This window comes from Actinomadura atramentaria DSM 43919 (assembly GCF_000381885.1).
GTDB lineage: Bacteria > Actinomycetota > Actinomycetes > Streptosporangiales > Streptosporangiaceae > Spirillospora > Spirillospora atramentaria.
This window is the reverse complement of sequence record NZ_KB907208.1, coordinates 659,373-672,285: the sequence shown is the minus strand read 5'-3', so window position 1 is coordinate 672,285 and position 12,913 is coordinate 659,373. Positions and strand designations below refer to the sequence as shown.

The following is a 12,913-nucleotide window of genomic DNA, read 5'->3' as shown; positions in this document are numbered from 1 at the left end:
ATCGGGGGATGGCATGGACGCAAGCGAGCTGGTCGGTATGGACGTCAAGGTCCACTTCAACCTGACCAAATGGTGCTGGTCGGTGACGGCCCGCAAAGGCGAGATGGCCGGGCGAGTGATCGCCAACGTGGACGACATCACGCTGATGGGCATGAGGTTCCACGTCAATCCGAACAAGAACGAGTCGCTGCGCAACGGCGGTAAGCGCACCGTGCACGCGTGGGGCATCGGACGGGTGGCGGAGGTGAACACCTCCCCCGATCTGGAGGTGCTGACCTGCGTCTCCTACAACCCGCGTGATCGCGGTGACCGTACGTTCAAGATCCGTGATGCGCGTTCGCCCGACAACGGCAAGCCGATCGAACAGGCCGATCGGATGGTGTTCGCCAAGCTCGACCCCGCCGACAAGCACGGCTACGCCTGGATCTAACGGAGGACCTGAACATGATCTACATCGTTTCTCGTGCGGCTCTGGAGCGTGTCGATCTCCGCAAGGACGATCACGACATGGTGCTGTGCTGCACGAAATGCCAGAAGTACATCAATGAAGGCGAGTTCACCGAGAATGCGCTGGTGGAGGACGGCACGGACCTGGATCAGCTGATCCGGTGGGGGTTGTTCGAGCACGACTGCGCCGGCAAGACCGGCGACGGCCCGGCAATCGAGATCAGCATCGAGGAGCTGTGGGCTGCGGCACGGGCGGCGGCCGAGCTGGTCAACGAGAACGACATCGACATGACCCCGCGCGGCCCGCTCGGTCCGTTGAGCCGGGACGCAATCCGGAAGATCTGGGCGGCGCAGGAGGCCGAGGAGAACGACGGCCAGGGCGTGCGGTTGGCCGTGTGATCGGCGCGAGCACGGGCGGGCACTGCTGCAACGAAAGGAATTTGAACATGAATGAATTCGCGTTCGACGTCAACATCCACGGCGCGATGCGCGTGACGGCCTGCTGTGAGGCTTCAGCGCGGGGACGTCTGGAGGAGCTTCAAGCGCTGACTCCCGGTCAGGAGGCTTACGAGGGAGTGCGGTTCACCGAGTACTCGGTGGCTCAGGTGGGCGAAGTGTACGAGGAGATCTCCATGCAGCGGTTCACGTTCGACGCCACGTGTACGGCGACGTTCTATGTCGATGCCTACGACGAGGCGGCGGCCCGGCGAGCACTGATGAAGCACCAGGGCGTGAACTTCAACACCGACGACACGTTGATGTTTCTGCCCGCCCAAGACAAGCCGCTGAAGCTGCGTCAGGGCACCTACGCCGACGGTTCACCGGTGGAGAAGGTGCGGGTGGCGGAGTTGAACGTCAGCACGATCGACAGTCTGGAAGGTCAGGAGGCCGCGTGAGCAAGACCCGCCGCTGGAACCACCACCGCAACCGCGATGAGGCGTGGTGCGGCTGGTCTGAGGAGGACGTCGATGAAGAGCTGGCCGGTCTGATCGGCGCTGACCGCTGCCCTGACGGGTGCGAGGAGTCAGAGATCGAGGAAGTGGAGGCGGCGTGAGCGAGCCGAGGTACATCGTCCGGCCCATGATCGATGACGGGCACCACTACTGGGAGGTGCACGACACCAAGTACGACCGGCACGAGAGCCGGATGCGTGCCCGCACAGCCGAGGATCGACGTAAGGCCACCGAACGTGCCCGCCAGTACAACGAGGGCGTGCTGGCGGTCGGGGTGCCGTTGGACGCTGAGCCCGTGCACGGTGCCGAACCCGAGGGCCAGGTGTTGGAGCGGGAGCTGCACGAGTTCGACACGGCGTTCTACAGCGTGATCTACGAGCGGCGCGAGGATGGCAGAGTCTGGATGTCGCGGTGGCAGCTGCCCACGGACGGGGCGCAGGCGTTGAAGCAAGCGGCCAAGGAGGCAGCGTGAGCAGTTACGAAGACGGCATGGCGGATGTAACCGAGCTGCGCGAGGGCGACGGCTACCGTCCCTCGTTCACCAGCCAGAACGTTCCGGTGAAGTGGCTGGCCAAGGACCCGGAGGTCAACGGCGAGGAAGTGGTGCTCTACCACCGCGGCGAGCCCGACAATCCGCACTACTTCGCCGCCGATCAGAAGGTGACGCAGTGGATCAACCCCCAACGCACCAACTGGTTCGAGCGTGCTGAGGCGGCCCGGCAAGCGTTGAACGCAGCACTGCCCGAGGTCGTCGCTTTCTTCCCCAGCGGTCAGAAGATCCTGGACCCAAACCTGTCGTGCGGTCACGACGGCGACTCTGCCGGTTCGTACCTGTCGATCAACCTCGACGGTGACCCGTCCACGACTTGGACCATCTTCATCGGCACCCACGGCGGACCGTGGCCGACCTACTCCCACGACGCCGGTCAGACCGGATGGAGCGCCGACGGGTGCGACGGTGAGCTGATCTACAGCGCTGAGAACAACATGTCGCTGGGACCACTGGTGAAGGCGGTCTGCGACTGGATCAAGTTCGAGTACCCGAGACTTCACGGTCTGGCGACCACACGGCTTATGGAAGAGGAGGACGAGTGATGTTTGTGTCGGTGCTGGTGCGGCGCGCGGACGAGATCGCGCGGAACCTGACGGCGGCCAACAAGGCGGCCGATGACGGGATCGAGCTGCTGGCCAACAGCGAGAACGAGACCGCGTCGCGTCTGTGGACGTGGCTGAAGGAAGATCTGCGCGAAGACCTGGAGGAGTCGGGCGAGCTGGACGAGAAGCTGGTCGAGGAGATCGGGAAGGAGTTGACGGACTGGTTGGTGCGTCACCTGGTGGATAAGAAGGCTGGCCTGTGAGGCGCGGGAACACCGGCAGGGAGATGCTGGCTTCGGGGGCGTGGGAGCAGGTGAAGTCCAAGCATTACCGGCACTTCGACGGCGGCGAAATCTCTTACGACGGCAACCACTGGGTGTGGCGCACGTCCCTGACTGGGCAGCGGGGGTTCTCGGCGCTGTGGATCGCGCTTGAGGAGTTCGAGCGGGTGCTGGAGCAGGGGTAGTTCCGGAGGGTTTTCCTCCCCGGTGACCAAGCGTCGCCGGGGTTTTGTGTTTTCTGGGGGATCTACCAGGGAAAGGAGCGGCGCCAGAAAGGGCGGCCACTGTGAACAATTCGGGGGATTTCATGAAGAACATTCTGACGCTGGGCACGATCGCGTTGGCATTGGCGGTCGGTGCGGGGGCTTGCGGCGGGACTGACAGCGATATCGACACCAACTCCCCCGCCTACAAGTACGGAAAGGTCTTCTACGACTCCAACGACCGGACCGAGCAGGAAGCCGAGCGCACCTGCCGGCAGTCGGCCGCCTACAAGAAGGGCGAGGGCGTCGACGACCAGTGGCGCAAAGAGTTCGTCGCCGGGTGCATGGACGCCTGGCGTAAGGCGACCGGCAACGACTTCTGATCGATCTACAGGAGGTATGTGCGTGCACAAAGAGCATCTCAAGGAGCTTCTTCCCCACCTGCTCAAGATGAGCCCCGAGGAGTTGGGGCACACGTTCTTGGAGCCGGGGTGGGCGATGGACAACCACGACGAGCCCCCGGCCCCGGATGTCCCGCTGGAGGACGAGAAGGAGAAGAAGCGGCTGTTGTGGAACTGGGGCGCGACGGTCGCGAACATGATCCACTACGCCAACAGCGTCGGTATCAGTGACGCCGAGCTGAAGCAGGCCCTGGACGAGGCACTCAGGGGACACCGCGATCAACTGGCGTTCTCGGTGGCTGGCGGGCACGTGGAGCCCGAGACGACCGTGAACCTCTGGGAGGCGTGGAGGGGCAGCAAGTGGGTGGCCTGAAGATGGACGTGCAGCACTGGCGCAACGACCCGATCCCCTACTACTCCGAGCCGAACGCCAAGGCCAGCGAGGTGTGGTGGTTCGAGACCTCCCAGCCGGGCCGCAGCGATGAGTTCCGGGCGATCTGGACGCCCGCCGACGGCACGATGGAGCTGATCCGACGCGTCCAGACCCAGACGCAGCGCGACGACGGGACCTGGCAGCGCAACGACGGCGGCTTCCAGACCGAGGTCACCCAGCAGCACGTCACCACCAGCGAGCAGGCGTGGAAGCTGATGTGCAGCTGGCGCGCGGAAGCTCTGGCCAAGGCCGAGGCGACCGTCCGCACCGATGGCCGTTGGTGGGGGTGGGACTGGCGAGACGGCGAGCGGGTGTCGGTCGAGCTGATCGAGGATCGAGACACCGACCGGCAGGGCACCCGGTACCCGGCGACCGTCATCGAGCGTTGCAGGCTGGTGAACCGCGGCTTTGTGTACAACAGCAGCAACTGGGTGGTGGAGATCGACAAGGACCGCTGGCCCGACCATGCTCACCTCGACCTGGGCAGCGTCGGCGATTACCGGCGCGTCTACCACGGTTCGAGCCTGCGGCTGATCCCTTTGTGGGTCGCGTTCGTGGCGATCAACCCGACCTTCGGGTTGGGGGCCCGCATGGAGCAGATGATCTTCGTTCCGTTGGACGGGCTGCTGACCCGGCAGCAGGTGGTGGCGGAGATCCGCAAGAGGATCGACAAGAGCCTGTACGCCTACAAGATCCACGAGGTTCGCGGCCCGTTCAACGAGCCCGGCGAGCTGTGGATGTCCCTGGGGCACAAGCCGAAGTACCGCGACGCGGTTCCGATCCCTAAGCCGATGGAGGAGAAGTAACACGATGATGCAGATTGATGACCTGACCCTGCGAAACGGGCTGCCAGCCTGGGATCACGCCCGTCCCAACATCGCGACGGCCGTGCTGCGCGGCCTGGTGGAGGCTGGGGCTGTCAACGTGGAGGTTGGCAGGGTGGACGCCAATCCCTCAAGGCGTGGACCCCGGTACATCATCGACTTCGCCGGTGGCCCTGACGCTGATGCCATCGTGGTGCGGGTGCACGCCAACCTGACCAACGGCGGCGAGGTTGCTCGCTGGCTGAACACCGATCCCAAGTTCATCGAAGTCTTCGAGTCGCCGGATGACGCCGGACCGATCGACTCGGCACCGCAACCCGTGATCGTCACGCTGCCGGTGTGCGCGTGCAAGTTGGAGCGCACCCGTGGACAGCACGCCAAGATGTGTGAGTTCTACACCGAGGAGACCTCGTGAAGCACTACCGAATGTTCCTGGTCTACGAGGGCGACAAGCGCTGGTCGCTGATCAGCGAGACCGGTGATCATGACATCGGGCATCGCTTCACGATGCTGGACGGCGACAATCTCCACGAGGCGTTCGCCGACGGCAAGCAAACGAAGGTCATTCACCCGGGCGCGGAGCTGGTCTGGGTGGAGGACGAGCCCGCTTGGACGCAGGGAAGGGTGGCGGCGCAGGTGAAGAATCAGGCGTTGGAGGGGCTGGATTCGCAGGATCTCCAGCTGATCCGGGGTATGGCGGCTGACTTCCTGGACAACCTGGCCCAGGCCACCGCCGGCCAGGACCTGCCGCCGGGTATCGAGCGCGACAACGCCGACGTGATCAAGCGAGCCGAAGCGATCAAGGCACAGTGCGAGAAGAGGCTGGGGCTGTGACCGAAGAACCGAGGATTCCCGGCAAGCTGTTCGATCTGCTGATGGACCGGGAAGCGTTCACCAACCAGAACCGGACTGAGGTCGAGGCGCGCGTGCACCAGGCACTGCGGGCCTCGCGCAGCGTCAAGCAGGGCCGGGGCGTGACTGTTTACCTGCCGCGGCTGGCCGGTGACACCGCGGCCGTGGAGGAGCTGGCGGGATACTGCGACGGGCTGGCCGACCTGATCACCGGCGGCATCATGTCCATCCGCGAAGCGGGCATCCACCCGCGCGAGATCCGCAAGGCGACACAGATCCTCAGGGAGGTATGTTGACGACCATGGAAGACCGCATCATCAAGCTGGAGGCCCATGCGTTCCGCACAGGCTCCGACCTGGCCGACATCAGGCAAACCGTGGGCAGTATCGACGGCCTGGTGGCCTCGTTCGGGCAGCGTCACGAGAAGAAGCTGGACACGATCGCCGCCACGCAGGCCGACCACACCGGTCGCCTGGACCGCATCGAGGACCTGCTGAACCAGGTCTTGGACCGGCTGCCCCCGAAGTAAATCACCGGTTCTCGTCCAGCCCCGCACCAGGTGGTGCGGGGTTTTTTCGTGCCTGAAAGGAGACAGCGTTGGCGAAAACCCTGCACTTCATGGCCGGTGGCGGGGGCGATGTGAGCGGGTTCGAGGCCGCCGGGCACGATCCGGTGTGGGCGGGCAACCACCTGGACGGCGCCATCGCCACGATCGAGCTGAACCGGCCGCACATCACCACGCAGGTGGGGGACGTGGCCGAGCTGGACATGCGAGCGCTGCCGTCGGTGCAGATCGGGGTCGGGTCGCCGATCTGCACCGAAGCCGCCCCGGCGGGAGGCAATTCCACCCGATCCCAGGACGATGAGCCGTGGGAGGAGACGCGCATCACCGCCCAGGCGCTGGTCGACTACGCCCGTATCCACCGGCCCGAGATCGTGACCGGCGAGAACGTGCTCGGTTTCGCCCGCTGGAAGGGCATCGATCAGTGGATCGACGACTTCGCGCAGCTGGGGTACGAGCCGCACTTCGTGGCGCTGAACGCGATGCACGTGGCGCCGTTCGGGCAGCGGCCGGTCGCGCAGTCGCGGGAGCGGATGCTGTTCTTCTTCGCCCAGCCGGGGATCAAGTTCGACTTGGACATCTGGCCCGAGGCCCGGTGCCAGCTGCACGGGAAGGTGCTGGGCACCCGGCAGTGGAAGCCATCGAAGAAGCGGATCATGGTGGCCGGGTGGCCGATCGGTGAGTACGACCACGGCGGGCGCGGCGCGTACTGCTACGTGTGTCCGCATCCGGGGTGTGGGCGGCGGGTGGAGCCGGTCGTGCAGTCCGCGGCCCCGCACATCGACTGGACGCTGCCGATGCGTTACGTGTGGCAGGGGCGGTACAAGAACACCTTCACTGCGTACGCCGACGAGACCAAGCGCAAGATCGCGATCGGGTTGGAGAAGTTCGACGGCAAGCCGTTCGTCGTGATCTGCCGCAAGAACAAGACGGTCGAGAGCTTGGACGGTCCACTGGCGACGGTGACCGCGGCTGGTAATCACCACATGTTGATCGCGCCCGGCCCCGATGCCACGGTGGACGGGTGCCGCTTGCGGATGCTGGGCACCGCAGAGAAGGCCGCGCTCCAGGGGTTCTCCCCGGACTGGAAGTTCTGGGACAAGGTGTCGCCCGCCGACAAGGCCAAGAAGGTGCGGGACATGGGCGGGACCTTGGCCGGCAACGCGGTCCCGGTCCCGGTCGGACAGTGGGCGGGCAAGCGCGCCGCCTGGGCGTTGGCCGCATGAAAAACCAACAAGAAAGAGGTAGGGATGCCTGCTGTGAAGAACAAGATCGCACCGCTGTCTCTGTCGGGGGCTCCCGAAGACAGGGAGCGGCGCTCCGACGTGACGCTCGTCGAACTGCCCGAGCGGCCTGGCCTGCTGCTGGTGGCCCAGGCCCTTGGGCTGGACGCGGTGGGCGTGCACATAACCCACCAGCGCTTGGGTGTGGAGCTGGATCTGGGTGATGTCTACGAGCTGTATCTGAAGCTGGCGGAGTTCGTCGCCAAGTACGAGCCGGAACTCACCGAGATGCAGTCGTAGACGAGATCAGCGGACGGATTAAAACAGGGCGGCCACTGTGCCGCCTTTTTTGCTGCATGGGGGGCTGATGGGACGCAGTGCGCTGGGAAGGAAGTACCACTCCCGCAAATTCTCTGTTGAGCCCGATTTGTTCTACGAGCGGTTGCGCTGGGACGGCAGTGACGAGGACGTTCGGCGAGCGGTGAACCACGCGCTTCTGAGGTACCGCAAGCGCCCCCTGGAACCCGGCGCCAAGCCCGCACAGGATGACCGCGAGACGTATGCGATCTGGTGGACGGTGCGTTGGGAGGGCGGCGGACGCTGCGACGAGGTTCCGCCGCCGCGATATATGCGCGATGAGTGGGCGCAGACCGGGGCGCTCCCCCGGTACTACGTCAACGGCGCGAACCGGCTACCGCTGCTATGGGACCGGGCGGACTGGCTTCCGTCCGCCTGCCGGTGACTCTAGATAGCAACTCACAGACCAAACACACGAGGCCCCCGGGAGATCGTTCCCGGGGGCGTCTTCTGCATTCTCGGGGGAGATACATGACAATCACGATCAAGCACACCCGTCAGCACGGCACGCTGGTGTACGGGACGGTCCGCGGCGACGGGGCCGGGAAGATCCTGTCCCCGCTGAACTTCTCCGGGAGCGAATGGCTGCCGATTGATGAGGAGCTGGGTGACCCGTACTGGTACCTGCCGCACAGCCAGCGTTCCAGCGCCGACCGGTGGAAGTTGAATCGGGCCAAGCAGCAGCTGGAGGAGGCCGGGTTCGAGGTCGCCGAACTGGTCATCGACAACGTCACCCCGGCGTACGGGTTCGCCGAGCTGGAGGCTCGCAAATACGAGCACGCCAGCTACCGCGCCGACCGACTGGAGGACCGCTCGGCGAACGCCGCGACCATCTCCGAGGACATCCGGGCTCGCAACAAGCAGACCTACGACATGCTCAACGGCACACCTCTGCTGGTGGACCACTACAGCTACAACCGGCACAAGAACCTGCTGGAGCGGCTGTGGAAGCGCGAAGGCAAGGCGTGGGACCTGTGGCATCAGGCCGGGGAGCTGATGGGGCGAGCGGAGGCCGCTCGCGACTTCCAGGGGCGGCGCGAGGCGCACGGCACCACGCTGCGGCGCATCCAGCGCAAGGAGAAGCGGTTGCGCGACATCGAGCGGCGCATGGAAGGCAAAACCGAGTTCCTGTCGGAGAAGGACTTGGAAGCCAGGCTCGCCGAGTGCAGCGACCGGGGCATCCCCGCCAAGCGGACCGGCACGTTCGTTGAGATGCAGGTGCCGCAGTACGGCGCCGAGCCGAAGAAGCTGACGCTGTTCGAGATCTGGGTGGGGATCTCCGACGGCTTCCGGGCTGAGCTGATCGCCGAAACCGTCGAACTGGTGGAGGAGATCGGCTATTGGGAGGACCTGATCGCGGCCTCGGGGAAGAAGGTGTGGCGCAAGGAGGACTTCGCCAAGGGCGACTTCGCCGTCTACGGCAAGAAGGCATATGAGGTCACCAGGGTCAGCCAGAAGTCGGTGACCATCATCTCGGCCAGCTATCTGGGCTCCTTCCGCGAGCGGGAGATCGTCACGGTCGATGCGGTACGGGCAGCAACCCGTCACCCCCGCACCGACACCGTGCCCTTCGACAAGATCACCGGGAAGCTGTCCCGCGAAGAGGCCGAGCGGAGGTATCCGGCCGAGTTCGCCGTGCTGCTGAAAGGGGAGCCGCTGCCCAAGCACACCTCGGCCAAGCGACCCAAGAAGGCGCTCCCCATCAAGATCGAGGGGCGGCAGGGCAGCGAGTTGCAGTGGTGGGACGTGCAGGTCGGTGACGAGCGGTTCGAGGCGGCGTGGAAGATGCCCGAGTACGGCCAGTGGTACGCCCCGCCGACGGTGATCGAGGCCGCCGAGCCGATCAAGGTGTACGCCGACGCGGGCCCTGACGGGTTCTACCGCAAGCGCGGTGAGCTGGTCGCTGAGATCCCAGTGGCCAATATCCGGTGGGTCGAGGACGTCCACAACCTGGTGGTGGCGTGGGCGGAGAAGCGCCACGCCGACAACACCGCCGAGAAGGAGGTGGCGGCGTGATCCACACCAAGGCGTGGAAGCTGCGCCGGGGTGACCTGCTGCGTGTGGGGGTCAGCACGAACTTCGTGCTGGTCCGCCGCGCGACAGTCGTCGGCCGCAGGGTGGTGGTCGAGAAGTATCACGGGCTCGCCACTACCTGGTACGAGGCCGACGCGGACGTGCAGCTGTCCGCCCGCGGCCTCGGCCCCGATGACCGGCTGCCGGCGGAGATGTTCGAGCGGGTCTGGAAGACCCACACTTACGAGTAGGAGCGGCCCTGATGCCGACCAAGAGGATGAGCGAGACGCGGTTCGCCGAGACCTTCCCGGTGGGGACGGTCATGGTGCTCGACTGTAAGAAGAACGATCCGGGACTGGTCTACGAGAACTACCTGGTGGTGCGGATCACCAGGCATGTGCGGTTCCAGAAGCCGGGCGACGAGCCCGGCAAGGGGACAGGCGAGCTGGCGGGGCTGGTCGAAGCGAAGATCGTCGCCGAGGACCCGACAGCCATGTCCTACGGGAACGGCTACTACGCACCGGGCAGAGTCTCCACCTGCGAGCAAGGGTCGCTGCTGACGTTGGAGGAGGCCCGCGAGAAGTGGGGTGACCTGCCCGAGTTCCGGCTGGAGGAGCTGGGTGCGGGCGAGCCGTCCGGGCAGGCGTGAGATCCTGAAAGATATGGGGGACATGAACAACACCGCCGAAACTGAGGCCGACATCACGGCGCTGGAAGCCAAGATCATCACCGCGTGGCGAGAATACAAGGCCGCCGGGGAGGCCGAAGACCAGGCGCTCGCTCGTTTTTCGGCTCTGCTGAAGCTGGGGCAGGATGTACTGGTGGTGCATGCGCTGGCCGGGCGGCTGGGGGCGGTCCACCAGACGCTGTTCGACATGCGCGACCGGGTCAAGGGCACGCAGCTGGACTGGCTGAAGGCCGCAAAGCTGAGTGCCGATGACGCGCTGGAGTTGCTGAAGGACGAGTCGGCGCTGTCCGATGCCGCCGCGGCGGCGTGGGGTGACTGGCGCGCGGCGATCGAGGCCCGCGCGGAGAGCAAGCAGCGTGTGGTCCAGTTCTTGCAGGAAGCGCAGGGAAAGGTGGCGTTGCGTCCGCTGGGACGCAAGCTCGGTGTGTCGCACGTTCGGTTGACTCAACTGCGCAAGGGTGAGTCGTAGTCCCCTGGGATGGATCTCGCCCCCGAAGACACCGGTTCTTCGGGGGCGTTGTCGATTTCAGGGCTTGCTGGACGGGAAGTAGCGGTCCAGGAGCCAGCCCAGCACGGTGATGATGATGGTGGAGATAGTCGCAGCGATCTCGGCGTTATGCATGGCGGGCTCCCCGGTCCAGGATGCGCCAGGACGCTATGCCCAGCCCGGCGCAGGCGGCGAAGACCAGGGTGAGGCCGAAGAATCCGATGCCGTAGGCGCCGGTGGCCAGCGGGTGGGCGATGGTCAGCCCGCCCATGTAGGCACCGCCCAGCAACAGGGCGCAGCCGCGGGCGGTGCCGGTGACGGCACGGGTGAGCAGGGCGGCCAGCACCAGCAGGGTCAGCACGATGGCGGCCAGGTCCCACCAGGCGTTGAGTCCGTCGTTGAAGACCCTGGCTGAGCGGCTGACGAACAGGCCGCCGCCCAGGGTGGCGACGGCCAGGACCGCGGCGATGACGCGGCCGATATCGGTGATCATGGTTTCCCTCTCGGTCGAAGCGGCGTGGAGTTACTCCACGGATCAGACGGCGGTCTCTCCTTGGAGGACCTGGTGCAGGACGTCATCGGTGGCACGGGGCCGTTCCAGCTGGCCCGCTTGCTGGGCGGCGGCTGGGGAGAAGATGCGGGAGAAGATCCCGGCGGCGGGGGCGTCGCCGTGGGCCTCGATCTTCAGGGAGACGCCGGTCTGCTCGCGTTCGCGCACTGCCTTGGCCATGCGCATGTAGCGGTCCATCTCCGCTGACAGGTTGGCGTCGGGGTAGCCTCCGGCCAGGTCTTCGGCCATCTTGCCGATCGCGATGCGTTGGAGCTGCATTTCCAGCAGCGTGTAGGCGGCGGCCAGCTCTTGGCGGGCTTCGCGGATCTGGGCGGGGAACTCGTACACGCATGCGGCGCCGGGCTCGAACCCGGGGCAACCGCGGGCGGCCAGAAAACAGGAGTCGCAGGCGCGCAGGGACTCCCCCACACTGCGCAGTTCGGTGCGGGTGTGGGAGGTGGTGTTGCCGTCGACGTCTACGGCGGTGTCGGTGACGTGCTCGATCGCGGCGACCGGCAGCATCCGGCGTTCGCGGTTGCGCGGGGCCGGGCGGCGGGCGATCGGATGGGCGGCCGGTGGGGCGGGAAAGTCCCCCACGAGTGGCAACTGGGAGTTCCGCATCTGGTCGGGCGGAGTATCAACTGCCTGGGGGGTGTTTTCCGTGTTCAGCGCGGAACCCTCATTCCATGGTCGAGTAACTCCTTGCCCGGCGTTGAGGTGGTCTCGCCAGGCCAGCCACGACCAGATGGACAGTTTCAGGACTTCGGTGGAGTCGTCGGCGCAGATCGCCTCGGCGTCGAGTCCGGCGTCGATGAAGATCTGCCGGTGCCGGGTGCGGGAGCGGTCCTTGTACTTCTTGGGGTAGCGCTTGAGCTGCCCGTTGGCCCAGATGATGGTGTCGCCGTAGTGGGACGGGCTCAGCCACGAGGTCGAGGACACCGAGGCGAAGGGAACTCGTTCGATCACCTCGGGGCGGGTGATGCCCGATCCGTGAAGCCGGACGCCGGTGGTGTCGACGATGCGCGGCAGGTGCGGGGTGATGTCCATCGCGCCCTGCTCGGAGGTCAAGGCGGTCTGGGTGATGGCGACGTTGGAGTAGGTGTCGCACAGGCGCTGGAGTTCGCCCAAGCCGTCTTCGGCTCTCCACACCACCACCAGCTTGTCGGGCGCGATGTGGTCCCAGACCTGGCGGCGTTGGGCATTGATCCAGTCGGGGCCCAGGCGGGCGGCGTCGAACTCGATGAACAGGTCGAGGTCGTCGAGGTTGTCGGACACGTAGGTGACGTAGTCGGCGGCGATCTCCAGCAGCTGTTCGCGCGAGTAGTCCTCTTCGTTCTTGTTGAAGGAGAAGCCGCCGCTGTTGAGCAGCACCGACTCGGTGGCGCCGTCGGGTAGGTCGGTGGGGTGGTGTTCGTTGATGCGGGCCGGGGTGACGCGGCGGCGGCGCATTCCGTGGTAGGACAGCTCGATGTCGTGGGCGCCCCGGCTGTGCAGCAGTTTGCGCCAGCCGGGGACTTCCCCGCCGGTGAAGTACAAGCGCATGG

Annotated in this window: 24 protein-coding genes; 22 read left to right on the top strand and 2 right to left on the bottom strand. The window is 65.8% G+C overall.

The window, feature by feature from the left end:
• Window positions 1–13 precede the first annotated feature (13 nt).
• The 22 genes from G339_RS0103315 (at window position 14) to G339_RS0103210 (ending at window position 10,801) form a co-directional block, all read left to right on the top strand.
• A complete protein-coding gene (locus G339_RS0103315; protein WP_026341089.1) occupies window positions 14–430 on the top strand; it encodes a hypothetical protein in 417 nt (138 codons plus the stop codon).
• A gap of 14 nt (window positions 431–444) precedes the next feature.
• A complete protein-coding gene (locus tag G339_RS0103310) occupies window positions 445–846 on the top strand; it encodes a hypothetical protein (RefSeq protein ID WP_019629655.1) in 402 nt (133 codons plus the stop codon).
• Between the two features lie 47 nt (window positions 847–893).
• A complete protein-coding gene (locus G339_RS0103305; protein ID WP_157407295.1) occupies window positions 894–1,343 on the top strand; it encodes a hypothetical protein in 450 nt (149 codons plus the stop codon).
• Window positions 1,340–1,501, top strand: coding sequence for a hypothetical protein (locus tag G339_RS38475; RefSeq protein WP_019629653.1), 162 nt, complete (start codon window positions 1,340–1,342; stop codon window positions 1,499–1,501). The genes G339_RS0103305 and G339_RS38475 overlap by 4 nt, the downstream gene beginning before the upstream one ends.
• Window positions 1,502–1,527: 26 nt before the next feature.
• Complete coding sequence (locus G339_RS0103295; protein WP_157407294.1) at window positions 1,528–1,872, top strand: hypothetical protein; 345 nt, start codon at window positions 1,528–1,530, stop codon at window positions 1,870–1,872.
• Window positions 1,869–2,495: a hypothetical protein gene (locus G339_RS0103290; RefSeq protein ID WP_019629651.1), complete on the top strand. Its 627-nt coding sequence runs from the start codon at window positions 1,869–1,871 to the stop codon at window positions 2,493–2,495. The genes G339_RS0103295 and G339_RS0103290 overlap by 4 nt, the downstream gene beginning before the upstream one ends.
• Entirely contained in the window at window positions 2,495–2,758 is a 264-nt protein-coding gene (locus G339_RS0103285) for a hypothetical protein (RefSeq protein WP_019629650.1), read from the top strand. The genes G339_RS0103290 and G339_RS0103285 overlap by 1 nt, the downstream gene beginning before the upstream one ends.
• A gap of 50 nt (window positions 2,759–2,808) precedes the next feature.
• On the top strand, window positions 2,809–2,961 hold the full coding sequence (locus G339_RS0103280) for a hypothetical protein (RefSeq protein ID WP_157407292.1): 153 nt from the start codon (window positions 2,809–2,811) through the stop codon (window positions 2,959–2,961).
• A 122-nt stretch (window positions 2,962–3,083) separates the two neighbouring features.
• Window positions 3,084–3,362 carry a hypothetical protein gene (locus G339_RS0103275; protein ID WP_019629648.1) on the top strand — a complete coding sequence of 93 codons (279 nt, stop codon included), beginning with the start codon at window positions 3,084–3,086 and terminating at the stop codon, window positions 3,360–3,362.
• Between the two features lie 22 nt (window positions 3,363–3,384).
• Entirely contained in the window at window positions 3,385–3,753 is a 369-nt protein-coding gene (locus tag G339_RS0103270) for a hypothetical protein (protein ID WP_019629647.1), read from the top strand.
• Complete coding sequence (locus G339_RS0103265) at window positions 3,741–4,619, top strand: hypothetical protein (protein ID WP_019629646.1); 879 nt, start codon at window positions 3,741–3,743, stop codon at window positions 4,617–4,619. The genes G339_RS0103270 and G339_RS0103265 overlap by 13 nt, the downstream gene beginning before the upstream one ends.
• Before the next feature lie 4 nt (window positions 4,620–4,623).
• Window positions 4,624–5,052 carry a hypothetical protein gene (locus tag G339_RS0103260; protein ID WP_019629645.1) on the top strand — a complete coding sequence of 143 codons (429 nt, stop codon included), beginning with the start codon at window positions 4,624–4,626 and terminating at the stop codon, window positions 5,050–5,052.
• Window positions 5,049–5,471 carry a hypothetical protein gene (locus G339_RS0103255; RefSeq protein WP_019629644.1) on the top strand — a complete coding sequence of 141 codons (423 nt, stop codon included), beginning with the start codon at window positions 5,049–5,051 and terminating at the stop codon, window positions 5,469–5,471. Before G339_RS0103260 ends, G339_RS0103255 begins: the two co-directional genes overlap by 4 nt.
• On the top strand, window positions 5,468–5,785 hold the full coding sequence (locus G339_RS0103250; protein WP_019629643.1) for a hypothetical protein: 318 nt from the start codon (window positions 5,468–5,470) through the stop codon (window positions 5,783–5,785). Before G339_RS0103255 ends, G339_RS0103250 begins: the two co-directional genes overlap by 4 nt.
• Before the next feature lie 5 nt (window positions 5,786–5,790).
• Complete coding sequence (locus G339_RS0103245) at window positions 5,791–6,018, top strand: hypothetical protein (protein ID WP_157407290.1); 228 nt, start codon at window positions 5,791–5,793, stop codon at window positions 6,016–6,018.
• A gap of 68 nt (window positions 6,019–6,086) precedes the next feature.
• Entirely contained in the window at window positions 6,087–7,277 is a 1,191-nt protein-coding gene (locus G339_RS0103240) for a DNA cytosine methyltransferase (protein WP_157407289.1), read from the top strand.
• A gap of 33 nt (window positions 7,278–7,310) precedes the next feature.
• A complete protein-coding gene (locus G339_RS0103235; RefSeq protein ID WP_157407288.1) occupies window positions 7,311–7,574 on the top strand; it encodes a hypothetical protein in 264 nt (87 codons plus the stop codon).
• A 67-nt stretch (window positions 7,575–7,641) separates the two neighbouring features.
• Complete coding sequence (locus tag G339_RS39285; RefSeq protein ID WP_169514704.1) at window positions 7,642–8,016, top strand: hypothetical protein; 375 nt, start codon at window positions 7,642–7,644, stop codon at window positions 8,014–8,016.
• A gap of 86 nt (window positions 8,017–8,102) precedes the next feature.
• Window positions 8,103–9,647, top strand: coding sequence for a DUF3560 domain-containing protein (locus G339_RS0103225; protein WP_019629638.1), 1,545 nt, complete (start codon window positions 8,103–8,105; stop codon window positions 9,645–9,647).
• On the top strand, window positions 9,644–9,895 hold the full coding sequence (locus tag G339_RS0103220) for a hypothetical protein (protein ID WP_019629637.1): 252 nt from the start codon (window positions 9,644–9,646) through the stop codon (window positions 9,893–9,895). Before G339_RS0103225 ends, G339_RS0103220 begins: the two co-directional genes overlap by 4 nt.
• 11 nt (window positions 9,896–9,906) lie before the next feature.
• Window positions 9,907–10,293, top strand: coding sequence for a hypothetical protein (locus tag G339_RS0103215; protein ID WP_019629636.1), 387 nt, complete (start codon window positions 9,907–9,909; stop codon window positions 10,291–10,293).
• 22 nt (window positions 10,294–10,315) lie between these two features.
• A complete protein-coding gene (locus tag G339_RS0103210; RefSeq protein WP_157407287.1) occupies window positions 10,316–10,801 on the top strand; it encodes a hypothetical protein in 486 nt (161 codons plus the stop codon).
• Window positions 10,802–10,946: 145 nt separating this feature from the next.
• Here the strand turns inward: G339_RS0103210 and G339_RS0103200 are convergent, their stop codons facing one another.
• The gene (locus tag G339_RS0103200; RefSeq protein ID WP_019629633.1) at window positions 10,947–11,312 is read right to left on the bottom strand and encodes a hypothetical protein; all 366 of its coding nucleotides are present in this window, start codon (window positions 11,310–11,312) and stop codon (window positions 10,947–10,949) included.
• 42 nt (window positions 11,313–11,354) lie between these two features.
• Window positions 11,355–12,911 carry a hypothetical protein gene (locus tag G339_RS0103195; protein ID WP_019629632.1) on the bottom strand — a complete coding sequence of 519 codons (1,557 nt, stop codon included), beginning with the start codon at window positions 12,909–12,911 and terminating at the stop codon, window positions 11,355–11,357.
• Window positions 12,912–12,913: the final 2 nt, after the last annotated feature.